23 protein-coding genes are annotated in these 26,268 nt (G+C 36.8%); 18 read left to right on the forward strand and 5 right to left on the reverse strand.

From position 1 onward, the window contains the following. Window positions 1-129: 129 nt before the first annotated feature. From MM214_RS07320 to MM214_RS07330, 3 genes are all read left to right on the forward strand, one after another. Window positions 130-975: a phosphoribosyltransferase-like protein gene (locus MM214_RS07320; protein WP_241293865.1), complete on the forward strand. Its 846-nt coding sequence runs from the start codon at window positions 130-132 to the stop codon at window positions 973-975. Further along, window positions 976-1,323: a hypothetical protein gene (locus tag MM214_RS07325; protein ID WP_241293868.1), complete on the forward strand. Its 348-nt coding sequence runs from the start codon at window positions 976-978 to the stop codon at window positions 1,321-1,323. 158 nt (window positions 1,324-1,481) lie between these two features. Next, window positions 1,482-2,576, forward strand: coding sequence for a retron St85 family RNA-directed DNA polymerase (locus MM214_RS07330; protein ID WP_241293871.1), 1,095 nt, complete (start codon window positions 1,482-1,484; stop codon window positions 2,574-2,576). A gap of 249 nt (window positions 2,577-2,825) precedes the next feature. On the opposite strand, the gene hflC is transcribed toward MM214_RS07330, so the two are convergent. The 3 genes from hflC to MM214_RS07345 all read right to left on the reverse strand — a co-directional run bounded on the left by hflC (window position 2,826) and on the right by MM214_RS07345 (window position 5,454). Beyond that, window positions 2,826-3,764 carry a protease modulator HflC gene (gene hflC, locus MM214_RS07335; protein ID WP_241293874.1) on the reverse strand — a complete coding sequence of 313 codons (939 nt, stop codon included), beginning with the start codon at window positions 3,762-3,764 and terminating at the stop codon, window positions 2,826-2,828. Further along, window positions 3,761-4,738 carry an FtsH protease activity modulator HflK gene (gene hflK, locus MM214_RS07340; protein ID WP_241293877.1) on the reverse strand — a complete coding sequence of 326 codons (978 nt, stop codon included), beginning with the start codon at window positions 4,736-4,738 and terminating at the stop codon, window positions 3,761-3,763. The genes hflC and hflK overlap by 4 nt, the downstream gene beginning before the upstream one ends. A gap of 107 nt (window positions 4,739-4,845) precedes the next feature. Next, the gene (locus MM214_RS07345; protein ID WP_241293880.1) at window positions 4,846-5,454 is read right to left on the reverse strand and encodes a cytochrome c oxidase subunit 3; all 609 of its coding nucleotides are present in this window, start codon (window positions 5,452-5,454) and stop codon (window positions 4,846-4,848) included. A gap of 280 nt (window positions 5,455-5,734) precedes the next feature. Between MM214_RS07345 and mfd the strand changes: the two genes are divergently transcribed. The 4 genes from mfd (at window position 5,735) to MM214_RS07365 (ending at window position 13,774) form a co-directional block, all read left to right on the forward strand. Then, window positions 5,735-9,088 carry a transcription-repair coupling factor gene (mfd, locus tag MM214_RS07350; RefSeq protein ID WP_241293884.1) on the forward strand — a complete coding sequence of 1,118 codons (3,354 nt, stop codon included), beginning with the start codon at window positions 5,735-5,737 and terminating at the stop codon, window positions 9,086-9,088. Between the two features lie 173 nt (window positions 9,089-9,261). Continuing rightward, window positions 9,262-10,485, forward strand: coding sequence for a gliding motility lipoprotein GldJ (gene gldJ / locus MM214_RS07355; RefSeq protein ID WP_241293887.1), 1,224 nt, complete (start codon window positions 9,262-9,264; stop codon window positions 10,483-10,485). Between the two features lie 161 nt (window positions 10,486-10,646). Then, window positions 10,647-13,079: an alpha/beta hydrolase family protein gene (locus tag MM214_RS07360; RefSeq protein WP_241293891.1), complete on the forward strand. Its 2,433-nt coding sequence runs from the start codon at window positions 10,647-10,649 to the stop codon at window positions 13,077-13,079. Between the two features lie 242 nt (window positions 13,080-13,321). Then, window positions 13,322-13,774, forward strand: a complete 453-nt coding sequence (locus tag MM214_RS07365) for an SRPBCC family protein (RefSeq protein WP_241293893.1) — start codon at window positions 13,322-13,324, stop codon at window positions 13,772-13,774. Here the strand turns inward: MM214_RS07365 and MM214_RS07370 are convergent. After that, window positions 13,763-14,230: a Fur family transcriptional regulator gene (locus MM214_RS07370; protein WP_241293896.1), complete on the reverse strand. Its 468-nt coding sequence runs from the start codon at window positions 14,228-14,230 to the stop codon at window positions 13,763-13,765. The genes MM214_RS07365 and MM214_RS07370 overlap by 12 nt on opposite strands. Before the next feature lie 338 nt (window positions 14,231-14,568). Here MM214_RS07370 and MM214_RS07375 point away from each other — a divergent pair, with 338 nt between their 5' ends. From MM214_RS07375 to MM214_RS07395, 5 genes are all read left to right on the forward strand, one after another. After that, window positions 14,569-15,825 carry an aspartyl protease family protein gene (locus MM214_RS07375; RefSeq protein WP_241293899.1) on the forward strand — a complete coding sequence of 419 codons (1,257 nt, stop codon included), beginning with the start codon at window positions 14,569-14,571 and terminating at the stop codon, window positions 15,823-15,825. 106 nt (window positions 15,826-15,931) lie between these two features. Continuing rightward, on the forward strand, window positions 15,932-19,207 hold the full coding sequence (locus MM214_RS07380; protein ID WP_241293902.1) for a PAS domain S-box protein: 3,276 nt from the start codon (window positions 15,932-15,934) through the stop codon (window positions 19,205-19,207). A 73-nt stretch (window positions 19,208-19,280) separates the two neighbouring features. Continuing rightward, window positions 19,281-19,871 carry a LemA family protein gene (locus tag MM214_RS07385; RefSeq protein ID WP_241293905.1) on the forward strand — a complete coding sequence of 197 codons (591 nt, stop codon included), beginning with the start codon at window positions 19,281-19,283 and terminating at the stop codon, window positions 19,869-19,871. Between the two features lie 16 nt (window positions 19,872-19,887). Next, on the forward strand, window positions 19,888-20,319 hold the full coding sequence (locus MM214_RS07390) for a TPM domain-containing protein (RefSeq protein ID WP_241293908.1): 432 nt from the start codon (window positions 19,888-19,890) through the stop codon (window positions 20,317-20,319). A 4-nt stretch (window positions 20,320-20,323) separates the two neighbouring features. After that, a complete protein-coding gene (locus tag MM214_RS07395; RefSeq protein WP_241293910.1) occupies window positions 20,324-21,139 on the forward strand; it encodes a TPM domain-containing protein in 816 nt (271 codons plus the stop codon). A gap of 30 nt (window positions 21,140-21,169) precedes the next feature. On the opposite strand, the gene MM214_RS07400 is transcribed toward MM214_RS07395, so the two are convergent. After that, on the reverse strand, window positions 21,170-21,865 hold the full coding sequence (locus tag MM214_RS07400; protein WP_241293913.1) for a ComF family protein: 696 nt from the start codon (window positions 21,863-21,865) through the stop codon (window positions 21,170-21,172). Between the two features lie 80 nt (window positions 21,866-21,945). Here MM214_RS07400 and MM214_RS07405 point away from each other — a divergent pair, with 80 nt between their 5' ends. The 6 genes from MM214_RS07405 (at window position 21,946) to mnmG (ending at window position 26,268) form a co-directional block, all read left to right on the forward strand. Beyond that, entirely contained in the window at window positions 21,946-22,299 is a 354-nt protein-coding gene (locus MM214_RS07405; protein WP_241293916.1) for a carboxymuconolactone decarboxylase family protein, read from the forward strand. Beyond that, window positions 22,292-22,654 (forward strand): hypothetical protein, encoded by a 363-nt coding sequence (locus tag MM214_RS07410; protein ID WP_241293919.1) that lies wholly within the window; start codon window positions 22,292-22,294, stop codon window positions 22,652-22,654. Before MM214_RS07405 ends, MM214_RS07410 begins: the two co-directional genes overlap by 8 nt. Window positions 22,655-22,694: 40 nt before the next feature. After that, window positions 22,695-23,459, forward strand: coding sequence for an exodeoxyribonuclease III (locus tag MM214_RS07415; protein WP_241293922.1), 765 nt, complete (start codon window positions 22,695-22,697; stop codon window positions 23,457-23,459). A gap of 39 nt (window positions 23,460-23,498) precedes the next feature. Then, window positions 23,499-23,897: an ATP-binding protein gene (locus tag MM214_RS07420; RefSeq protein WP_241293926.1), complete on the forward strand. Its 399-nt coding sequence runs from the start codon at window positions 23,499-23,501 to the stop codon at window positions 23,895-23,897. Between the two features lie 2 nt (window positions 23,898-23,899). After that, a complete protein-coding gene (gene ybeY, locus MM214_RS07425) occupies window positions 23,900-24,325 on the forward strand; it encodes an rRNA maturation RNase YbeY (RefSeq protein WP_241293929.1) in 426 nt (141 codons plus the stop codon). 77 nt (window positions 24,326-24,402) lie between these two features. After that, window positions 24,403-26,268: a tRNA uridine-5-carboxymethylaminomethyl(34) synthesis enzyme MnmG gene (gene mnmG, locus MM214_RS07430; RefSeq protein WP_241293932.1), complete on the forward strand. Its 1,866-nt coding sequence runs from the start codon at window positions 24,403-24,405 to the stop codon at window positions 26,266-26,268.

The raw sequence follows: 26,268 nt of genomic DNA on the forward strand, positions 1-26,268 counted from the left end.
GAATGTCTAAGGTTTTTTTTGTTATTTTAAGTGATTGATAAATGGTTTTCAGAAAGCTTAAGGGATTCATATCTAAAGTTGTGGGTAATGGGCGAAGTGCCAAACCGAAAAATTATTCTATATTAGAGAATGCGAAAGAAGAAAGACGAATATCATAAATTAACTAACTTATATATCAAACAGAAATGGTTAATTACCAAAAAGGATGAACTCAAGGAGTTGATTGATTTTTGTGATGATGTAGAGTCAAAAGATTTGATTTTTTCTCTTTTAGAGCGGTTTAGCTATTTAGATAATGAGACTCTTAATCTTCTATTAAATGATTTATCAGATTACATAATTAATGATACTGGTTTTACTGAGAATACAACTCAGTTACTTTCTTTGACATACGATGATGAAGCAGATAGCGGGCAGAAAATTCTTGACAATATTAAGCATCCGATATTTAAAAAAGGTTGGAGGTCAATTAAAACCGTAAATACATTTGGAAAGAGTATTAAGAACTATAATAGCGGTAAAACAGAAATTGTAATTATTGATGAATTTATTGGTAGTGGTAAAACATTAAGAAATAGGGTTCACTATTTAAATAAAAATATAAAAGGGACATTTAAGCTAAAATGTTGTTTTATTGCTGGAATAAAAGAATCTATTGATGAGTTAATTAATGATGGAATTGATATATTTTGCCCTTTGCAACTTGAACGAGGAATATCTGAATATTACAAAGGAAATGAATTAAGTAAAGTAGAAGATTTAATGCTTGATTTAGAACTTAAATTGGCTCAATTTATTAATGAAAAAGAATTATACGATTATTCTTTTGGGTATGGAGGAGCAGAAGCCTTGTATACTATGGAAGGCTGTAATGGGAATACACCAAACTCTGTGTTCCCTATATTTTGGTGGTTGAAAGATAAAGAAGAAAAAGAAAGAAAAACTGTTTTAACAAGATTTGAAATAGGCTTTTAAATGAAGACATTTGAAAATAAAATGCTTAAAGATTTGTATGAAAGTATAAAGGGTTTATTTGCTTTTACTTTTTATTCTAGATATTCAATTGAGCCTGAAGATATGTTCTTATTCATTGAGAAATATGAGAGCAAAGGAATCTTAAAGTATGAAAATGACAAACTTAGTTTAACCGAAGAGGGACGGAGTATTATTCTGAAACAACTCTTCCATAAAAATGAAAACAAAGGGAAATTTTCAAATATACCTCCTGAGTTTATTCAAGAGAAAATTGAAATTAATTCCCCATATTTGCCGAACATCATTAATGTTTCGGCTGAAATATTAAAAATAAAGAAGGTGGAATAGAAACAAGCATTAAGGAAGCGGTGTCGCTTCCGAGAGGTAAGGCTATATTTAACCTCGGTCAAAAATCGCGATTTTTGACAGCTCACTAGGCAAAGCCTAGTTTCGCTCACAATAAACAAAGTTTTATTGGAGCGAACTCCAATAAAACTTTGTTTATTGTGAGAGCTGCGAATAGAAAGTTGTTTGACCACCTTCTTTTTTTATTAACTAATATGTCAAAACAAAAAGAGATAAATAAGTGGAAAACGTTTTTTAAAAACAGAGGTTTATCAGAAGAAATTTCTGATAAGTACATTAACTACATTACTAAACTTCTGGAAAACAGAACGCCTATTATTTTTGAATTTAATCATTTAGCATTATTATTAGGGAGACAACCTTTTTATCTTGCATCAGTTGTAAATGCACCAAATAATCATTACCGGAGCTTTAAATTAAAAAAGCGTAGTGGCGGTTTTCGTGAAATTACAACACCATTTCCTGCATTGTTAGAAATGCAATATTGGATTTTTAATAATATCTTAAAAAATGTTTCGATTAATCCATGTGCACACGGCTTCGCTCATAAAAAGTCAATTATTACTAATGCAACATTACACGCAGGGCAAAATGAACTGTTAAAACTTGACTTAAAAGATTTTTTCCCATCAATAAACATTAATAGAATTATTTATGTCTTTAAATCTTTGGGGTATCCGAATGAGATAGCTTTTTATTTAGCGTCAATATGTTCTTATGAGGAGAGCTTACCACAAGGAGCTCCAACAAGTCCAGTTTTAAGTAATATTATTGCAAAACAATTGGATAAGAGGTTGATAAACTTAGCTAAAAAGTATAATCTAAAGTTTACAAGGTACGCTGACGATTTAACCTTTTCTGGGAAAAATATTCCTGCCAAGTTTATTGAGTACATTAAAGTGATAATCGAGGAAGAAGGATTCGATTTAAATGAAGCCAAGACCCGTTTGTATAAAAGTAACAGAAAAAGGATAGTTACAGGGATTTCAGTACTTGAAAAGGAAATAAAAATCCCTAGAGAATATAAACGGAATTTGAGACAAGAACTTCACTTTATTTTTAAATATAGCTTTGAGTCTCACATAAAAAAGAAAAAAATAAGGAAATCCAATTATCTTGAATCACTTATTGGTAAAGTTAATTTTTGGCTTTCTGTAGAACCAAAGAATGGATTTGCACTTGATGCTAAAAAAAGATTATTTGAAATATATAAGAACTACTACCCACAACAATAAATACACGTGATGTGGTTAAAGTGCTAAAAGTGTGCGATATAACAATTAATAAATGGCAGTGCAATTTGATAGTTTGGAGCTTAGAAATCCTGCACTACGCATATTCGAGCCGTTTTAGAGAAGAAGGTAGCATCTTGAATAATTTTCAAAAAAACCACAAAAAAGAATCAAATAAAGATTATCCGCAATGTACTTCAAGCTATGACAGCCCGAAGCATAATTGCAGATAATCATTTATTTATCACGCGCTTAATTTAACCTCCTCAAATACCTGAAGAACTCAGAGTCTGTGGAAAGCACTAAGCTGGTGTTTTCGTCCATAGATTTTTCGAAACTTTCCATCGAGCGGACAAATTTATATAGCTCCACTGATTGTCTGTTTTTGTTATAAGCCCTAGCATAGATCTCGGTAGCTTCTGCATCTGCGCGACCCTTGATCTCTTCTGCCTCTTTGAATGCTTCTGATTGTATTTGTGCCAAATCTCTCTCCTTATTCCCTTCTATGACTCTTGCACGGCCTTGACCTTCTGATTTGAACTGATCTGCGATTCTATTTCTCTCTGAAATCATTCGATCATAAACCCTATCTCTTACTTCATCCACATAGTTCATTCTTTTGAACCTGAAATCCAGTATCCTCACGCCTAGGTCAGTGGTTCGTTGGTTGGCTTTTTCTAGGATGATCTTTTCAATCTTATCTCTTCCCACAGAGATATCTTCTAGCACTTCTATCTCCTCCATAAAATCCTCTGTGATCTCCGGGTCTCTATTCGAAGAACGTACGATGTCAAGAAGATCGTGGCTAGCGATAGCATTCCTAGTCTCACCATCCAAGATATCATCTAGTCTTGATTGGGCAGACCTCTCGTCTCTCAGCCTGATAAAAAACTGAAGTGGATTGGTGATTTCCCATCTGGCATAAGTATCAACAAAGATGAACTTTTTATCCTTGGTTGGAACCTGATTCTTGTCTCCATCCCATTCAAGATAGCGTTTGTCGAAGTATTGTACTTTGTGAAGGAACGGTGTCTTCAGGTTGATTCCGGGGCTAGTTCTTGGTTCACCCACAGGCTTACCAAATTGTGTCACGATAGCCTGCTGTGTCTCATCAAGGATAAAATAGCTATTGAAAAGCAGCAAAGCCACAATAGCTCCTAGTACTATATATCCAATTCTATTCTTTCTCATTTAGTTGGGGCTTTTACTTTGTCAATGTTCAATAGTGGCAATACATTATTACCTTTTTCGTCTACGATGATCTTGTTTCCAATCTTTGGAAGCACACGCTCCATGGTTTCTAGGTAGATTCTTTGCTTGGTCACTTCTGGCGCTTTGACATATGCATCGTATAGTGCATTGAACCTCTCTGCTTCACCAATAGCTCGGTTGACCCGATTCAGGGCAAATGCTTCCGCCAGTTGTATTGTCTCCTCTGCTTCACCACGGGCACGTGGGATTACACGATTGTATTCTGCCTCTGCTTGGTTGATTAGTGTCTCTCTTTCTTGTTGGGCTTGATTGACAGCGTTGAAAGATGGCTTTACAGGCTCTGGTGGATTTACATCTTGTAGCACCACTTGGTCTATGCGTATGCCATTTTCATACTCATCACACATCTGCTGTAGCAATACCTCTACACTGGAAGCTACTTCTTGCCTTCCCACTGTCAAGACTTCATTGACCGTTCTATCCCCTACGATCTTTCTCATGGCAGATTCGGACATATCTCTAAGTGTCTTTTCTGCATTTCTTACCCTGAACAAGAACTTATAAGAATCTGTGATCCTATACTGCACTACCCATTCCACATCCGTCAGATTAAGATCTCCTGTGAGCATCATGCTTTCATCCCCATAGGCAGATTTGGCATAGTCAGAGCGCTGACTCGAATTGGTCGTCCTAAATCCAAATTCTTGCTTAAGCTGTCGCTGCACAGGGATCTTGTACATTCGCTCTATGCCAAAAGGTATGATAAAATTTAGCCCTGGCTGCACTGTCCTATTGTACTCTCCAAGCTGTATCACCACTCCTTCCTCTTCTGGCCCTACAGTGCGAAGGCTTGTGGCAAATAGCACCAGCAAAGCGATACCTAGAATGATCTTCTTGAGATACTTTCTGATCCAGTCTGGGTTGATGTTGATTTCATAATTTTTGTTTTCCATAATTTTTACTCCACGGTGTTTTACTATCGAAACTGTACGTTATCGGATAGAAATCGGTTTATTTTCTTAAGAATAAGGCTAAATTACCTAAAAAGAAACTGAAAAGATCAAAATGACAATACAAAAACCAAGAATAACATCAACCAAATCAGGTCCATAAAATGCCAATAGGTCGCAAACAGTGAAATGCGCATTTTTTCGAAAGGATTGGTAAGCATGATTAATTGTCCCACTTGGTCCTTTTCTCTCCGACCATACTGTAGCACCATAATCAGCCCAAAAATCATCGCTCCTACCAAGTGAAAAACATGAATACCACTCAATACATACAAAAAACTACCACTTGGAAGTCCCTTGAAATCTACTCCCATTTGCTTTAGCTCTAACCAACCCAAAAACTGCAATACAGTGAATATCACTCCCAGCAAAAAGGTAGTAAACAGATTGTTTTTCAATTTTCTCAAACGCTCCTCTCTAAAATGCAAAGAAACATTGGATACTGTATATCCTGAAAGCATGATTACAAAAGTACTGATCACAAAAGATTTTGGTAATTTGATACCCATGGAAGGAAAACCCCCATATCCAGATGCTAGAAATGCTACTGTAAGAAATAAGAAAATCAAACCACTTCCTATCATTCCCAAATACACCATTGTCTGATAAGGATGAAGATTTTCGAGTTTCTGAAACCAGGTTTGTTGATTTTCTTTCATGACAAAATTGATCTTATTCTCTAAACATTTTAATTCCACTTAGGTTCAAGATATTTGAAATCTAAGATCAATGCGAATCGAAAAAAATACAGGACACTCTTCAAGTACCTCAGAGACAAGTATTGGGAGAGAGCAGAATTGCTCGCATTTGAAGGATAGATCTATGAAGGTATTTTAAAAGTTAATAATGAATTGATCAAATCAAAAAAATATCCTGTGGCAAGAAACAATTCAATTTCCTAACTTGCCAAAGAATCGAACATCACAATCCCCAATCGTTTTGGATAAAACTGCTTTCCTTTCGCTTTACAACAATGATCCTTTTGTAAAGCACTTTTCTGAGAAATTAAAATACCGAAGAAATCGAAGATTCCAAGTCAAAGGGCTGGCAGGAAGCTTAGATATGATCTTGTTTACCACTATATTCAAACAACTGGGTGGATTTCATTTGATCATCGCACACGACAAGGAAGAAGCGGCCTATCTAAATTCAGACCTTCAAGAATTGCTTGGGAGAAACAATACCTTACTTTTTCCTTCTAGTTATAAGCGGCCTTATCATTTTGAAGAAGTAGAAAATGCCAATATCCTCATGAGAGCAGAGATTCTAAATAAAATCTCTGAAAAACAGACAAAGGATGAGGTAGTAATCACTTATGCGGAAGCATTGTATGAAAAGGTAATCAACAAGCGCTCACTCAAAGAGCATACATTCACTGCAAGCGTAGGTGAGAATGTAGATATGGAATTTATCTCTGAGCTTTTGACCACTTATGATTTCGAAAAGACTGATTTTGTCTATGAACCTGGGCAATTCTCAATCAGAGGAGGTATTCTTGATGTCTATTCCTATGCAAATGACTTACCCTATAGAATCGAACTATTTGGTAGAGAAATAGAGAGCATCAGGACCTTTGATCCAGAATCACAGCTTTCCATAGACCCAATAGATGCTATCAGCATCATTCCAAATGTACAAACTAGACTTCTCCAAGAAGTAAGGCAATCTTTTTTGGAATTTCTGCCAAATGACACCACGGTATGGTTCAAAGATACCCAGCTTACACTTGACTTGATCAATGAAAACTTTGAAAAAGCCACCAGGCTGTATGAACAAGAAACTGCAAAATCTGACAGACTTCTTCCCAAGCCTGATGATTTGTTTGATCACGCCGACATCTTTGAGAAGGTATGCCAGTCCTTTGTTCAAGTAGAGTTTGGACATAAATTTTACAATAAAGACGCTGAAGTATTCACCTTTGAGGCACAGCCACAGCCTTCATTCAACAAGAACTTCGACCTACTGGTCCAAAACCTAGTAGAAAATGAAAAAATAGGCTGGATCAACATCATTTGTTCTGAAAATGAAAAGCAGATCAACAGGCTGAATAATATTTTTCAAGAACTTGACCCCACATTACAGACCCAATCTCTGATGATCGGTCTGCGAGAAGGCTTTGTGGATAAGTCGCTTCAACTCGCTTGCTACACGGATCATCAGCTTTTTGAGCGATTTCACAGGTACAAAACCAAACCTAGGTCTAGCAAATCCAAAGCGCTGACCTTAAAGGAAATCAAAACCCTACATCCCGGTGACTACATCGTACACATAGATTATGGCGTGGGAAGATTTGCAGGACTGGAAAAAGTAAATGTAAATGGCAAATCTCAAGAAGCCGTGAGGCTGGTCTTTCGAGATGATGATTTGCTTTATGTGAACATCCACTCACTACACAAGATTTCCAAATACTCTGGACAAGAAGGCACTGCTCCATCCATGTCAAAGCTAGGTTCTCCAGAGTGGGATAATAAGAAGAAAAAGGTAAAAAGCAAGGTCAAGGACATCGCCAAAGACCTTATAGCGTTATATGCCAAGCGAAGAAATGCACCCGGTTTCCAGTTTTCTCCTGACTCTGTCTTGCAAGTAGAATTGGAAAGTTCTTTTGTCTTCGAAGACACTCCTGACCAAGCATCAGCTACAGCAGATGTAAAAGTGGATATGGAGAAACCTTACCCGATGGATCGGTTAGTCTGTGGAGATGTGGGCTTCGGTAAGACTGAAGTTGCCATACGAGCAGCATTCAAAGCAGTGAATGATAGAAAGCAAGTGGCAGTATTGGTACCTACGACCATCTTAGCCATGCAACATTATCAGACATTTATGGAAAGATTGGCTGCATTTCCAGTAAAAGTCGATTACATCAATCGATTCAGGACTACTAAAGAAATCAAGGAGATAACCAAGCAAGTCACTTCTGGAGAAATTGATATCCTAGTCGGTACGCACAGAATTGTGAACAAGGACATTAAATTCAAAAATCTCGGGCTACTCATCATAGATGAAGAGCAGAAGTTTGGCGTAAAAGTCAAGGATCAACTCAAAGAAATGAAGCTTAATGTAGATGTGCTTACACTTACAGCGACACCAATTCCAAGAACCTTACACTTCTCACTCATGGGTGCCAGAGACCTTTCCGTGATCGCTACTCCTCCACCAAACAGGCAACCTGTGACCACAGAGATCCACAGCTTTGAAGAGGAAGTGATCAGAGATGCTGTAGCTTTTGAGTTGAGAAGAGGTGGCCAGGTATTCTTTGTACACAACAGAGTAGGTGAGATAGATACCATTGCTAATATGATCCTGAGGCTCGTTCCAGATGCCAGAGTAGCTGGTGCCCATGGACAAATGGACGGCAAAGCTTTGGAGAAAATCATGGTCAAATTCATCGAAGGAGAATACGATGTATTGGTATCTACCAACATCATCGAATCAGGTCTTGATATTCCCAATGCCAACACTATCATCATCAATCGCGCACACATGTTCGGACTGAGTGACCTTCATCAAATGCGAGGTAGGGTAGGAAGAAGCAATAAAAAGGCATTCTGCTACCTACTTACCACTGCTACTTCAGGACTTACCTCCGAAGCGAGAAAAAGACTTCAAACATTAGAGGAATTCTCTGACCTTGGCGATGGATTCAAGGTGGCCATGAGAGATTTGGACATTCGTGGGGCGGGAAATTTACTTGGTGCCGAGCAAAGTGGATTTATCACAGATCTGGGATTTGATATGTATCACAAGATCCTCGATGAAGCAGTTCAAGAGCTCAAAGAAAATGAATTTGCTGCTCTCTTTGAGGTAGATTTAGCTGAAAAAGTGGAAATCCTAGTGCAAGACTGCGTGATAGAGACTGATATGGAGATATTGATCCCAGAAGAATATGTTAGCAATATTTCTGAAAGGCTAAGCTTATACTCCAAACTTGACAACATCAAAAAAGAGACAGAGCTTGAGAAGCATATTCAGTCCATTCAAGACAGATTTGGTCCTATCCCTGAGGTGGTCAATGACCTATTTGAGACTGTCAGATTACGTTGGCTTGCAGAAGAGCTAGGTTTTGAAAAGCTTACCCTCAAAAATGGAGTTATGAAATGTTACTTCTTACCGTCTCACAAAGAAAAATATTTCAAATCGGAAGTGTTTGGCAATGTGTTAAGATACGTAAGCTCACAACCCAAGTATTGCAAAATGAAAGAACACAAAAACCGATTGATTCTCAGTATCAGTGGTGTCACCACCATCAAAAAAGCTAAACAATGGCTCAGCGAAATGAAAGTCGGAAAAAAATAACAACATTCTTACAGAACTAATTTTGTTATTTTGAAATGAATTTTTGCATCATATGGTCAAAATAGGGGTTGTTTGGTCTATTTTAATCGTTTGAAAAAAAAATAATATTGTGTTAAGATATTATACATTATATATTAGCGTTCTATTTGTGCACAAAAAACACAGTCAAGTATATGGTTTTTGGAAAAAATAAATACGGGTTAATTGCTACTTCTCTGCTTTTTGTAGCAGTATGCATCCTGTCTTCTTGCAATAAAACACCTGGATATGGTAGACGTACTGCCGCCAAGCCTGGTAAAACTAGTGCAACAACAGGTGCACAGTTTAGCTTCGATGCCAATGACAGTACAAATTTTGTGGTGACTAGGATGTCAAAGCAAGTGGTAGGTCCAAACTTGAAGTACATACAAGGTGGTAGGGCAGTAATCGGATCTCAAGAACAAGATATTATGGCATTTAGAGACAATGTGGAGCGCACGGTCACTATTGCTTCTTTTTACATGGATGAAACAGAGATCACCAACAATGATTACAAAGAATTCATCTTCAACATCAGAAAAAAAGTAAGTGCTGACTCAGTGAGTAAGCTCGAGCCTTCTGATAGGGTATGGGAAGGTGCCATGTCTTACAATGATGTTTATGATACATATTATTACAGGTTTCCAGGGTTCAATTTCTATCCTGTAGCAGGTGTCACTTGGAGTCAAGCCAATGCTTATACCAAATGGAGGACTGAATATGTCAACGAATTGATGAGACAAAAGCAAGGTATCGATAGTACCCTGAATAAGAATCAACTCATCGAAAGAGGTGTAGCAATGCCAGAATATAGGCTTCCAAATGAAGCAGAATGGGAATATGCAGCCAAAGCAATGATAGGAACTCAATACATGGATGAAAACCAAGAGTATGGAAGAATCTATCCTTGGGATGGCAGGGGTGTAAGAAATCCCTATAATATCAAAAGAAGAGGAAAACAAGGTGAAATGCTTGCAAACTTCAAGAGAGGACGAGGTGACTATGCTGGTATAGCAGGTGGAGTGTCCAACGATGGAGATATTATCCCTGCCAATGTTTATGATTATCCACCAAATGATTTTGGTCTATACAACATGGCAGGTAACATGAATGAGTGGGTACAAGATGTCTACAGGCCTTTATCATTCACTGACTTTGATGACCTCAACCCTTTGAGAAAAGATGGAATCTATGATGAAGCTAAAGATTATGGAACTACTCTAATAGATGATAACTATAGGGTATACAAAGGAGGCTCATGGAGAGATGTGGCTTATTGGCTATCACCAGGAACAAGAAGATTCATGCATCAAGATTCTGCAACAAATCATATCGGATTCAGATGCGCTATGATATCAGTAGGTGCTACTGGAAAGTAATTTAAATCCAAAATTAATTGCTAAGGGGTTCATTTCTGAACCCCTTTTTTTATTCTTAGCCATTCATACGACCGCCTATAGCGGACTATGATCTGAAAATCAAAAAATATAGAAAAACTGTCTATTATTTGGTAATTTTCTCGGATAAAAGAATCTATGATATGCTCTATTTATTACGAAAAACAATTTGTACATCTCTGATTGTATGTATTGGTCTCTGGATCAATATTCCACAATCATTGGCTCAAAATGCCCAAACATACCAAACACCTCCTGAGGAGATCGCAGCACTGGTAAAAGCTCCATCTACTCCCTCTTTGAGTTTCAGCCGTACAGGTGACTTTATGCTTTTGCTAGAAAGATCCGGTAATCCATCCATAGAAGACCTAGCGCAGCCTGAACTTCGGATTGCAGGCATGAGAATCAACCCAGCCACAAATGGACCCAGTAGATCTGGAGCTATTGAGAATGTGAAAGTCAAAATCACCAAGTCTGGGGAAGAGCATGCTATCAAAGGTCTTCCTAAAAACGCTCGACTTGGTGGGTTTGCGATTAGCAAGGATGAAAAATTTGCAGCCGTAACCAACACTACAAACACAGGAATCAGCTTGTGGTTGATAGATCTAACAAGTTATGAAGCAAAAAAATTGACTGATGAAATTGTCAATGATATCATGGGAGGGACCCTCAGCTGGACTCCAGACAATAAAATACTCCTTAAAGCTGTAAACCCTAAGCGAGGTGAGATGCCAAAAGCACCACTAGCACCAGTAGGTCCGACAGTTCAAGAAACTTCGGGAAATGCAGCACCTTCTAGAACTTACCAAGATTTGCTCACAAATGCTCACGATGAGCGATTGTTCGAATACTTTGCTGATTCACAGCTCATGCTTATTGACCTCAACGGTCAAGCCACACCTTATGGTCAGCCTGGCCTTTTCAAATCCGTCAGTATATCACCTGATGGAAAATATGTAATGGTGGATATTATCAAAAAACCTTTCTCATACTTAGTACCAGCCTCCAGATTCCCTTACAATGTGGAGATTTGGGATATGTCAGGAAACAATGTAAAAACTTTAGCTGAGTTGCCCTTAGATGAAGTTCGACCAACGGGGTTTGATGCTACAGTGACTGGACCTAGGTCTATCAACTGGAGAGCTGACAAGCCTTCTACTCTCTATTGGGTAGAAACACAAGATGGTGGAGATGGTAGGATTGCTATGGAAGAGCGTGATATCGTATACACACTCAATGCACCATTCAATGGCTCTAAAACCAAATTGATCAGTACACCATACAGATATGGAGGTATATACTGGTCAGATGACAACTTTGCCCTTTTCAATGAAAGATGGTCAGCTACTAGAAAGCAAATCGTCAATGTAATCAATCCATCCAAGCCTGGTGAAAAGCGTACAATCATCGAAAGATCATCTGACGATATCTATAATGATCCCGGAAGTCCAATTTTCATAACCAACGATTTTGGTAGATCAGTAATCATGAGAAAAGGTGATGATATCTTCATGACTAGTGAGGGTGGTTCTCCAGAAGGAAGCATGCCTTATTTATCTACTTTCAATGCAAAAACCAAAACAGAAAAGATTCTCTGGAGATCCCAAGCCCCTTATTATGAAAGAGTAGCAAAAGTCTTGAATGCAGATGCTTCCGAATTTATCACCCTGAAAGAAAGCACTGATATACAGCCTAACTACTGGCTAGTCAACACCAAAAAGAGAATAGCTCCTATTCAAATCACAAACTTCGAGCACCCCTATGAATCCATCAAGGGAATCAAAAAACAATTGGTGAAATACAAAAGGAATGATGGACTAGACTTATCTGCTATCGTCTACACACCTGAAGGATACAATCCTGATACTGATGGTCCTCTTCCAGTACTGATGTGGGCATATCCAAGGGAATACAAATCTGCCGAAGTAGCATCGCAGGTAAGAGGCTCTCAATATGCATTCACCAGATTAAGTTGGGGATCGCCTATCTATTGGGTGACACAAGGATATGCAATCATGGATCAGACAGAAATGCCGATTGTAGGTGAAGGAGATCTCGAGCCTAATGACTTCTTTTTGGAACAGCTTGTAGCAAATGCAGAAGCAGCTATAGACTTTATTGCAGAATCTGGCATTGGAGATAGAAATAGGATTGGTGTAGGTGGTCATTCTTATGGTGCCTTTATGACTGCTAACTTACTATCTCATAGCAATCTTTTTGCCGCTGGTATTGCGAGATCAGGTGCTTATAATAGGACACTCACGCCTTTTGGCTTTCAATATGAGCAAAGAACATTCTGGGAAGCTCCTGAAGTATATTTCAACATGGCTCCTTTTATGCATGCCAATAAAGTAAAAACACCTATACTTCTGATTCATGGTGAAGCTGACAACAATGCAGGGACTTTCCCCATTCAGTCAGAGAGATATTACAATGCCCTCAAAGGACATGGTGCAACTACCAGGTTGGTATTTCTTCCACACGAATCCCATGGCTATGCTGCTGAAGAATCCATTCTCCACACCTTATGGGAGCAACATCAATGGTTGGAAAAATATGTAAAAAATAAAAAATAATTTGATAGCATAAATATGCCCCCGATAAGCATCATACTTTTTGGGGGCATTTCAATTTTCTTTTGAGGCTTTTTCAAACTTTACTTCCTCAATTTTAATAACACTTATTTTGAATAGATCCTACATCTCTTTGAAGATCGTGATGGGATAGTATTCCACTTGGCTAGATGTCCCTCTACTAGGGAAAAATGCAAAACTTAGGAAAATTCAAACATTTCAGTTGAAAATAAATTTACTTAAGTATGAAGCATATCACTATTTCCACAAAAGTAGAACAATCATATTTAGAAGTAAAAGAGGGGTTCAACCAAAATCTTTTTAAAAAATTAAGTCCTCCATTTCCACCTGTCAAGCTCCTAAGATTCGATGGATCCAATGAAGGTGACTTGGTCTCTTTGGAGTTGAATTTTATTTTTTTCAAGCAAACATGGACTTCCATAATCACAAAGGATCATACAGATGCAAATGAGTTTTACTTTATAGATAAAGGAATAAAACTACCCTTTTTCTTAAAAAAATGGCAACATAAGCACAGGGTAATCAATGACGGCAAAAGTAGCATTATAATAGATGAAATAGCCTACCAAGCACCATTTTCATGGATGACACTACTGCTATATCCTGCTCTATACTTACAGTTTATATATAGAAAACCTATATACAAGAAAATCTTCAAGGATAAATCAAAATTGTAAATTATCGCAGTCTTGAATCTGACAATCCCCATACAATACCAAAGAATGGCTTGAAATAGCAGATTCAAACTCCCTTCCCATTGCTTCTTTTATTAAGTTCAATCTTTCATCCGAAAACTCTCTGATCTTTCTGCACTGATTGCATACATGATGATCATGGTGCTTGTAGGTAAGAGCTTGTTCATACAAAGCAACCTTATCTTTGAATTGATGCTTTACCGCAAGCCCACATTCTACTAGCAAATCTAAAGTATTGTAAATCGTCGCTCGACTGATGGTGTATCCTTTGTTTCTCATCAATAGAAAAAGTCCCTCTACATCAATATGTTCATCTTGAGGCAAAGCGTACAATTCATCCATCACAGAATATCTTTCTGGAGTCTTTCTACTTCCTTGTCTCAATAGGAAATTTTCAAAAATCTTCTTTGCTTTTTCTACTACCGTCTTTTCAGCCATACATATTTTCCATCTAGAAAACTAAGATGCATGATTTTTTAGATTTTTTCAACTTTATAGATTCTATCTATTACAATTTAGATTGATTTCAATTTTATACATACCAATTCTTCAATGAATTTTCAAAAAACACCCTTGATAAAATATAGATAGTAAATAAGCAGTCAATCATATTTCATAAAATCACTTTCTGCGCTGAAGGCAGTTAAACTGAAATATAATCTTGCCGAGTTGTATTGAGCAAAATTTTAATTACATCATCAATTGTACGTTGTAAACAATTTAGTCAGATTTTTATTCTTAACTTAAAAGTGATTTACTCAACCATACATAAACCCATGACCCATTACTTAAGACGTATAGTAACATTATGCTACTTTATGATAAGTATTCCGGCTTATGCTCAATTGCCAGGTTTTTTTATGAAAGAGGATAAAAAGAAAGTCAACATCAAATTTTTCAATAACAACAACCTAATCATCATACCTATTTCAATCAATGGTAGTGAGCCATTGAACTTTATCTTTGACACTGGAATCAAAAGCAATATTTTGTTTAGCAAAAGTCTAGGTGACGAACTTGATCTACAATACAGTCGAAAATTAAACCTAGTAGGAGCTGATGGAAAAACCGTCCTCACTGCCTCAGTATCTTTAAGCAATCGCTTGGATATGGAAAAGATAATGGGAGAATATCAGACTTTATTGGTTTTAGAAGAGGACTTTTTTGAGTTAGAAAAGCTGACAGGTATTCCAATATACGGAGTAATCGGCTATGAATTCTTTAAGAATAATCCGATCAAAGTAAACTACGATGTAGGACAAATTACATTTTATAAATCAGATAGGTTAAAATGGAGACCATTTGGATTTAGAAAAACCGCTTTAAAATTAGAAAATAGTAAACCCTACATACATGCAGATATAACTCAGATTCTTGGAGGAAAATTAAATGCAAAGCTACTTATAGACACAGGAGCAAATCATGGTCTTCTTCTCAATCCAGAAACTACAAATGCCATAAAGTTTCCTCCTATCACATTAGAATCAGAATTAGGTCGTTCATTAGGTGGCGATTTGTATGGATTGGTAGGGAGGTCAAAAGAGCTCGATATCAATGGTTTAAAATTTTCGAATTTGATCACCTCATTTCCTGAGGAAAATGATTTTAGCTATGTCATCAAAGAATCTGGAAGACAAGGAAGTCTAGGATCTGAAATTCTAAGCAGATTAGAGATCATCTTCGATTATCAAAGGGAACGTATTTTGTACAGGAAATCTAGTTCCTTTTCCAATCCATTTGAGTTTGACATGAGTGGGATCACCCCAAAGCAATATTCCTATGAAAGTGGGAGAATCTACATAGCCAAACTCAAGGAAGCCTCACCAGCAAGTCAAGCAGGATTACAAGAAATGGACGAAATCATTAAAATAAATAACATACCTATTGAATTTTGGAAATTACCAGATATCACAAAATACCTTAAATCAGAAGTAGGTAAAGAAGTCAAATTGACGATCCTGAGATTTGATGCGCATGAAAGTGATATTCCTAAAGAACTAAACTTCACATTCAAACTGAAAAGAATGATTTAAATCTCTTGTTCATTATTGATCAAAAAAATAAATATTGTAGATTAGTTTCTTTATTTTTACATTCACCCTAATCTGATCCATATTTATCCTATTTTATGTTGTAGCAATGAAAAATAACTCAACTAAAAATAGCTTTGACAATATACTCTTTACATTGAAAAGGTATAAAGAAGGAGACTACGAACTCCTTTATATTTCTTCGGAAGTTAGGGAATTGATCAACGGCGACACAAAATTTTATCATGAAAGCTTTTTCAGGAGTTTATTCCCTACCTTACCTTTTACAGTTTTTGAATTTCTATTTGAAGCTTTGGGAACAGGGGAAAAAATTTACTGTCCTATCATCATAAAAGAAACCAAATTCCAATTTGTACAAATCGAAGGATACATCATCAATCAAGAGGATGGATCATACTTGATCACTGCATTGATTTCTCCTCAGACCAGTCCAAATCATGTTCCATATGCTTGGCTGATTACGGATAAAAATGCTTTTCACTTATCAAAGAATAAAAATTTAGATTCTGACTGGAAAAAATTCATTCTCAACAGATTCCCATTTTTCAATGAAGTTTCCCTCCAAGAATTGATTTCAGATGATAAAACATCCAATAGCATCTGTATCTTTCCTGACCGGCTGTACCTTACCAAAGAAACTCTTGCCCCGAAAGTATCTCTTTTTCAATTAGAATATCATGATACAAGCTCGGCTCGACAAGCTCGGCTACCAAAACCCCAAGAAAATAATCTCATTTATTATGAATTGGACACTTCAACTGGCGAAATGCGGATGAGTGGGGCAATCGAAAAAATATTAGGATACAAAACTTCCAAATTCGAAAAATTCAAACAAACTGATTGGAAAAATCTCATTCATCCAGACGATAGAAAAGCCTACAAACATAGCTTTGAACATTCTAACCTTATTGTTTACAAATTTTTACATGCAGACGGACATTATATCTTTTTGCAGGATGAAATCGAAAAAATACAGAAGCAAGAATCATCTGATGAATTTATCATTGGAGTATTAGGTGATATTTCTGAACTCAAAGAAATAGAAAAAAACCTGTTGGATCATAAAACAGTTTTGGATGAGCTCACTTCCGTGGTACCAGGCATAGTATACTTACTCAAGGCTTATCCAGACGGAAAGCACAAGTATATTTTTGTAAGCGAGGGAAGCAGGGATCTGGCAGGCATAGAGCCTCACGAAATACTTATGGACGAAAAAGCCTTTGAAGATTTGATCATCAAAGAAGACTTAAACAAAGTCATTCAAGCAGACAGAACAGCTTATCACAACAATCATAAATTTGAATCACAATTTAGAATCAAAACCAAAAAAGGTGATATCAAATGGATACATGGAGCTTCCAATAAATTAGAAAAATATCATAATGAGTCGATCTGGGCTGGACTATTCATTGATATCACCCAAAGCAAACTAAATGAGGAAGAAGCCTTTCAACAGCAAGCTAAATATAAGCTTCTTTTCAACGAAAACCCTGTATCTATCTTTCACTATGATAAACAAGGAGATATCCTTTCTGCCAACAAGGCATTCTTATCTAGCTTAGGTCTTACGGATGATTCTAAACTTATAGGTAAAAATATCTTTGACTTAGTAGGTCCGCAAAAAATAAAGAAAGCATTAGAAGATAGCTTTACAAAAGGATACGGGAATTTTGAAGGCATTTATTTTAGTTATTACAATCAGAAAGTGTTTCAAATTCGATTTAGTGCCAAGTCATTAGATTCCAATAGTTTTCAAGCAATTGTAGAAAATATACCCGATCAGGAATATGTACACAATATCTTAGCAGAGCTCACTGAGAAAACATCCAAATACAGCGGGCAAGATTTCTTTGATATCCTGACCAATTTTCTATCTCAAAAACTAGGAGCTGAGCATTGCTTCATTGCAGAAATCGATAATAATAATGATCAAGCAAACGTTATTTCTTTTCATTCTGATGGAGTCAAGCAAGAGAATTTTACGTATCAGTTGACACATAGTCCTTGTGAAATTTGTATCAATTCCTCAGAACCACTCATCATTCTTAACAATGCGACAGGAAAATTTCCCAATGATGTGGAGTTAAGAAAATTTGGTATAAATACCTATATGGGTGTTACCATTTCAGACATAAATGGCAAAAATCTAGGTATGCTTGTACTAATGGACACTAAGCCTATGCATTATAGTCCTGTCTATGAATCAGTACTTAAAATTTTAGCAGATAGGATTGGGGCAGAGTTGGGAAGATTGAGTTATGAAAAAAAGCTAATCGCTTCAGAACTATTGTACCGAAGTATCGCCATAAATTTTCCAAATGGTACAATAGAAGTTTTGGATTGTAATTTTGTATGTGTATACACAGATGGAAAAGAATATATGCAACAAGGCATAGATCCAGCAGAATTGTTGGGAAAATCTATTCTTGACAGATATTCTACAGAAATAGCAAAAAAAATAGAAGATCAATTATCACCAACACTACAAGGGTCATCGGTGACATTTGAGATAAGTATAGAAAATCAACATTACCTAAAAAATGCAGTACCATTAAGAAACGAACTAAGGGAAATAGAAAGAATTTTACTTGTGACACAAAACATAACAGAAACCAAAAAATCTGAAGAGGAACGCAGTCAACTCATCAAAGATCTCAAATCACAAAATGAAGAACTTCAAAGGTTTGCATACATCATCTCTCACAATCTTCGAGCTCCAATTGTAAATATTACCGCTCTCCTGGACTTATATAATGGCAAAAAACCAGAAGATCCAGAGAACAAAGAAATCATTGATAACCTCAAAGTGGCAACCAACATCCTCAACAATACACTCCAAGATTTGATTGATGTAGTTGCGATCAAAAAAAATAAACTCCCTAAGATTGATAGAATCGATTTCAAACTTCTCACCAATAATATCGAGACAAGCCTAAGTAAACAAATCGAAGAATCAGGTGCTAATATTAGCAAAGACTTTTCTGGGGTAAATAGTATCAACTACATCTACTCACATTTGGAAAACTTTCTGACGAACCTTACCACTAATGCCATCAAATATAGAGATCCAAAAAGACCGCTTCATATTCAAATAAAAACTTACGAAAGCAAAGAGTTCACAGTCATAGAATTCAAAGACAACGGTATTGGCATTGATTTAAAAAGATATGGAGACAGACTTTTTGGATTATACCAAAGATTTCATTCTCATGTAGAAGGCAAAGGGCTTGGACTATATTTGATTCGAGAACAAATAAGAGCACATGACGGTAATCTTTTCGTAGAAAGCGAAGTAGGTAAAGGAACCACTTTCTACATTTACTTGAAAAACCTCATTATCAATCAGGAAGGTATTATTTATTGACAATTTTGCAGAATAAAAGCAACATCCTTGCTAAATTTACGTCAATATCCTCCAATGTTTGATATAAACAACTATGAAAAAAGCACTAATTCCTATTATTATCATTGCCCTAATTGGGCTATTTGTGTACACCAAATCCGTAGGAGTGTACAATACTTTTGTGCAAACTGAAGAAACCATCAATGGACAATGGGCGGAAGTAGAAACTCAGTATCAAAGAAGAGCTGATCTGATTCCTAATCTTGTAAATACGGTAAAAGGTTATGCGGATTTCGAACAGCAGACCCTTACTGGGGTCATAGAAGCAAGGGCCAAAGCTACCTCCATCAATTTGCAAGCTGATGACTTGACACCAGAAAACATTGCCAAGTTTCAACAAGCACAAGATCAATTAAGTGGCTCTTTGAGCAGACTACTTGTAGCAGTAGAACGATACCCTGAACTCAAAGCCAATCAAAACTTCCTAGAACTTCAAGCCCAATTGGAAGGGACAGAGAATAGAATTGCAGTAGCAAGAAGAAACTTCAACCAATCAGTGCAGAGCTACAACTCGAACCTGAGACAATTTCCAAACAACCTCTTTGCTGGATGGTATGGTTTTGAGAGAAAAGGTTATTTCGAAGCTTCTGCGGGTGCAGAAAATGCACCTACGGTACAGTTCTAAATAAGAAAATACAGACATGGCCGAAAAACTATTCAGTCAAGCAGACCGATCCAAAATCATCGAAGCCATCAAAGAAGCAGAACAAAAAACTTCTGGTGAAATTCAAGTACACATAGAAAATCATTGTAAAGATGTCCTTGATCGTGCAGCAGAAGTTTTTGAAACGCTAAAGATGCATCAGACAGAGCACCGCAATGCGGTGCTTTTCTATCTCGCTGTAGCAGATCACAAATTTGCCATCCTTGGAGATGCTGGTATCAACAGTGTCGTACCTGATGATTTCTGGGAAAACATCAAAGAGAACATGACCCTGCATTTCAAAGCATCTAGATATACAGATGGCCTTTGTATGGGAATAGAGATGGCTGGAAAACAGCTACAAAAACATTTTCCTTTTGAACAAAAGGGAGACATCAATGAACTCCCTGATGAAATATCCTTCGGATAAAAACATGAATAAAAACCTTATTTTAATCATATTAACCCTATTTAGCTTAACTTTCAACAGTTACGCTCAGGATGATTTTCCTAAAATACCCAACCCTCCTAGACTAGTTAATGATTTTTCAAATACTTTGAGCAATGCTGAGGTACAGCGACTTGAAAATAAACTAGTGGCTTACAATGACAGTACCTCGTCTCAAGTCAGTATCGTATTGATCAATTCAGTGGGTCCTTATGATATTAGTGATTATGCATTTCAACTAGGAGATCAATGGGGAATAGGTAGAAAAGATAAGGACAATGGCGTGCTGATCTTAGCTGCCATGAAAGATAGAAAAGTTTTTATAGCTACAGGTTATGGAATGGAAGGAGCGATACCTGATGCATTAGCCAAGCGAATTGTAGAGCAGCTGATAATTCCCAATTTCAGAATGGAAGAATATTATACTGGCTTAGATAAAGCTACAGATATGATATTCAAACTGGCTTCAGGAGAATATGAAGCTGATAAAGTAGCTTCATCAGGTAATTCTGGAGGTGCATTGATCATGTTTCTGTTTTTTATCTTTCTATTTGTGATCCTTCCATTGATCCGAAACAGAAAAGATAATGACAATCACATGGGAGGTAAAGGTGGAGGCGTTGATCTTTTCACCACAATATTATTGGCCAATATGCTCAAAGGAGGAAGTAGAGGAAAATTTGGCGATTTCTCTTCTGGAAGAGGAGGATTCGGTGGTGGTGGCGGATTCGGAGGTGGCGGCGGATTTGGTGGATTTGGCGGTGGAAGTTTTGGTGGTGGTGGAGCTGGGGGAAGTTGGTAAATGTGAGTTATAAATCCAAGCATTTCTCAACTAGAACTTACCCGCAGCTATTACCGCCATATCTACGACCTTAGCATTGGCATTTAGCAAGACATTGGCACAAGACGTCAAAGTGGCCCCTGTGGTCATCACATCATCTACCAGGAGTATCCTTTGGCCTTGCACTTCAAATGATCCATCTATTCCAAAAACAGATGCTACATTATCTAGTCTTTCTATTCTGGATTTACTAGTTTGAGTCTCTGTATAAATATGCCTCACAATCAAGGGTACATAGGGAATTCCAAGTGATTTGGATATACCCAAGCCAAACTGCTCACTCTGATTGTAACCCCTTCTTCTAAATTTATTTCGGTGGAGAGGTACAGCTGTAATCATGTCCCAATTTTTATCAAGCCCCACATCCTTTAGCAAATAGCCATATAGTTGACCAAGCTCGATACCTATTTCAGGTTTATTCTTGTACTTGAGTTGATGCAAAAGTCTTTGACTCATTCCACCTTTGGTAAATCGAAGGAAAGACATCACCAGGTTTGGTTTAGTCAGGCCCATCACTTTGACAACCAAATCGTTATTTTGAGGTTGAAGATGATAATTTGTCATTGGTAAGGACGCAATACAAGCTTTACAAAGCATATATTCAAAATCAAATAGACTCTGATTGCATCCTGCACAGGTTTTTGGAAAAACCAATGCTAAAAAATCTTCCCAAAATGTGAAACGCATATCCAAAAAGGCTTGTTAGAACATCATGACAGCAAAATACCTGCTATATTTGCTAGTTAAATATAACCCAACGGAATATAATGAATTTAATAGAAGAATTCAATGATTACAGAAGCCGCATGAACGAAAAAATCATGTCTGCGGATAATAAAGTAATCAAACGCTTTTTCAACCTAGATACCAATGCCTACGCTGAAGGTGCCATTGATGTCAAAACCAAAGAAATGATAGGCTTAGCATGCTCTATGGTTTTGAGATGTGATGATTGCATCAAATATCATTTAGGCAAATCCTTCGAAGCTGGATTGAAAAAAGAACAGGTTTTTGAAGTGTTTTCCATCGCCACGCTCATTGGAGGATCTATTGTGATTCCCCATTTGAGAAGAGCTGTAGAATATTGGGAAGAATTAGAGAACCAAAACGAGAATGTTTAAAAAAGAACTGGATTTGGAAAAAAGATGGAACAAGCTGCTCCAAGGTATACACGAACTGATAGGTAAAAAACCAGCAGATCTTAATGGAGTACTTTTCTTGATTGGTGTCCAAGAATTAGGTCAGGGAAATAAAACCTTTACCAAAGAACAAAAACAAGACCTCATGCATATAGCTATATGTAAGGTATTAAGTCTTGCGGGTTTTTATGAATTAGATTATATTGATCAAGAAGGTTGGCCACATTGGAAATTACTCAAAAAGTTACCCCATCTAAATGCCATAGACCAAGAGAAATTCCTAAAAATCCAAGTTATAGAGTACTTCGAACAAGAATTTGAAATCGAAATTAACTAATATGCTTCTTTATTAGCATAAAAATAAACATCTTAAACCTATGAAAATCGTATCCTATAATGTGAATGGTATCCGAGCGGCTCTGAATAAGGGATTTGCTGAATGGCTAAAAGCCACTGATCCAGACATCATTGGCTTACAAGAAGTAAAAGCTTTGGAAAATCAAATCGATAGAAGCATTTTCGAAGACATGGGTTATCATATTTATTGGAATCCTGCTATAAAGAAAGGATATAGCGGTACAGCCATATTAAGTAAAATAAAACCAATACATGTAGAGCATGGCATATCCATACCGACTTATGATGATGAAGGAAGAATAATCAGAGCTGATTATGAGAATTTCTCTTTCATAAGTGCATATTTTCCATCAGGAACCACTGGAGACATCAGACAAGATTTCAAATACAAATTCCTAGATGATATTTATGGATATACTCAAGATCTAAAAAGCAAATATCCAAACTTGATCATAAGTGGGGATTATAATATCTGCCACAAGCCCATCGATATCCATAATCCGGTATCTAACAAAAATTCATCTGGTTTCTTACCAGAAGAAAGGGCTTGGATGGATAAATTTACAGAAAATGGATTCCATGACAGCTTCCGTCTACACAATGAATCAGCACATCAATATACCTGGTGGAGCTATCGTGCAGGAGCTAGAGCCAAAAATCTTGGATGGAGAATCGATTATCACATGATTACAGATCCCATGAGAGAAAAAGTAAAAAATGCATTAATATTACCAGAAGCAATGCACTCGGATCATTGTCCGATAATGATAGCATTAGAACAATGAAATAATTAATAAAAATATTCATTCATCAACAAAAGCTTAATGAAATCTATTAAAATTTCAATCCCATCTCTGATTGAGAACATAAAAATTATAGAAAGCTTCATCGATAACGCTCGCGATAGGTTTCATATCGATGATGATATCTATGGAAATATTATGATTTCAGTCACAGAATGTGTCAGCAATGCTATACTACATGGCAATGAAAGTAATTCGAGCAAAACCGTAGATTTAGAACTTCATTTTGAAGATGATCAGATCAAATTCATTATCACAGATGAAGGTAAAGGATTTGATTACAGCGAATTACAAGATCCTACTGAGCCAGAAAATCTGGAAAAAGCAGGGGGAAGAGGCATTTTCATCATGAAGCATTTGAGTGATGATGTTACCTTTGAAGATGAAGGAAGAAAAACCATTTTAACATTCTACATGTAACTATGGCTATTTCCTTTTTTAATGAAGATATAAAATTCAACCTACCCCAAAAGCTCAAGCATAAAAACTGGCTAAAAGGAATAGCAGAATCCGAAGGATTCAAAATCATAGATTTGAATTATATCTTTTGTTCAGATGAATATTTACACAAAATCAATGTGGAGTACCTTGATCATGATACATTCACTGATATCATAACATTTGACAATTCAGAAGAAGAGGATATGATCGAAGGAGATATCTTTATCAGTTTAGAAAGAGTTCGGGAAAATGCAAAAGAGGAGAAAAATCCCTTCGATGCAGAATTACTCAGAGTCATAAGCCATGGACTATTACACCTGATGGGATACAAAGACAAAACAGAGAATGAAGCGAGAGAAATGAGATTGAAAGAAGATCAATCAATATCTAGTTATCAAGTTATGTAAGGTGTTCCACGTGGAACATTAAAAATAAATTAAAACAAAATACAGTGTTCCACGTGGAACACCTCAATAAATATAATATGTTTCCAGAATACGATGTCATAGTAGTAGGAGCAGGACATGCAGGCTGCGAAGCTGCACATGCCGCTGCAAAGATGGGTTCAAGGGTATTACTGTGTACTATGAACATGAATACCATAGCACAAATGTCATGTAATCCTGCAATGGGAGGAGTTGCTAAAGGACAAATTGTAAGGGAAATTGATGCACTAGGTGGTATGTCAGGTATAATATCTGATAAATCTATGATACAATTTAGGATGCTAAATAGATCAAAAGGACCTGCAATGTGGTCGCCTAGAACACAAAATGACAGGATGAGATTTGCAGAAGAATGGAGACTAGCACTGGAGCAAACTCCGAACGTCGATTTTTGGCAAGAAATGATCACCGGATTAATCGTCAAAGACAAAAGAGTAGTAGGAGTAAGGACAAGTATAGGTCTTGAAATCTCTGGTAAATCCGTAGTACTTACAAATGGTACATTTTTGAACGGACTGATACATATAGGAGAAAAGCAATTTGGAGGAGGAAGAACTGGAGAAGGAGCAGCAAAGGGCATAACCGAACAGCTCGTACAAATAGGCTTCGAAGCGGGAAGAATGAAGACTGGTACACCTCCAAGAGTGGATGGTAGATCACTGGATTATTCAAAAATGGAGATTCAATATGGTGATGAAAAACCAGAAAAATTTTCATACTCTGATGAAACACAACCATTGAAAAATCAACATACTTGCTGGATAACCTATACCAACAAAGATGTACATCAAACACTAGAAACCGGATTCGATAGGTCTCCAATGTTCAACGGAAGAATACAAGGTTTGGGGCCTAGATATTGCCCTTCCATTGAAGATAAAATCAACAGATTTGCTGAAAGAGAAAGACATCAAATCTTTGTAGAACCAGAGGGCTGGAATACCGTCGAAATGTATATCAATGGATTTTCGACTTCACTTCCTGAGGATGTGCAATACAAAGCCATGAGGAAAATACCCGGATTTGAAAATGCAAGAATGTTCAGGCCAGGTTATGCCATAGAGTATGATTTCTTTCCACCTACACAATTGAAACTAACCTTAGAAACTCAATTGATAGAAAACTTATACTTTGCCGGTCAAATCAACGGTACCACAGGATATGAAGAAGCTGCGTCACAAGGCTTAGTAGCTGGTATCAACGCATCACTGAAAGTTCAAGAAAAAGATCCATTTCTTCTTAAAAGATCAGATGCCTACATTGGGGTACTTATAGATGATCTGATCAACAAAGGGACTGAAGAACCTTACAGAATGTTTACCTCTAGAGCAGAATTTAGACTTCTACTAAGACAAGATAACGCAGACCTGAGATTGACTCAAATCGGACATGATATAGGACTTGCAGATGATATCAGACTCGAAAAAGTCCTTGCAAAAAAGCAAAACACAGCAAAACTCATCAATGATCTCAAACAAAAAAGATTAACTCCAGATTTGATCAATAATGGTTTGGAAAATCTAGATACTGCCACGATTAAAGAAAAAGTGACTGTAGATAAACTAATCAAAAGACCACAACTCGGTATCAGAGATATTGCACCACTAGACCAAGAGTTACAATCATATATAGCCAAATATGAGGAAGACGTGATAGACCAAGCTGAGATACAAATCAAGTATGAAAGCTATATCGACAAAGAACAACAAATGGTCGAAAAATTGAATAATATGGAAAACTATAAAATTCCAATAAGTTTTGATTATTTGAATGTGTCAGCACTATCCGCAGAAGGAAGACAAAAACTCCATAAAATAAGACCAGAAACACTCGGTCAAGCATCAAGGATTTCTGGTGTTTCTCCAGCTGATCTATCCATATTGACAGTTTATTTAGGAAGATAA

This window comes from Belliella kenyensis (assembly GCF_022549675.1).
Classification (GTDB): domain Bacteria; phylum Bacteroidota; class Bacteroidia; order Cytophagales; family Cyclobacteriaceae; genus Belliella; species Belliella kenyensis.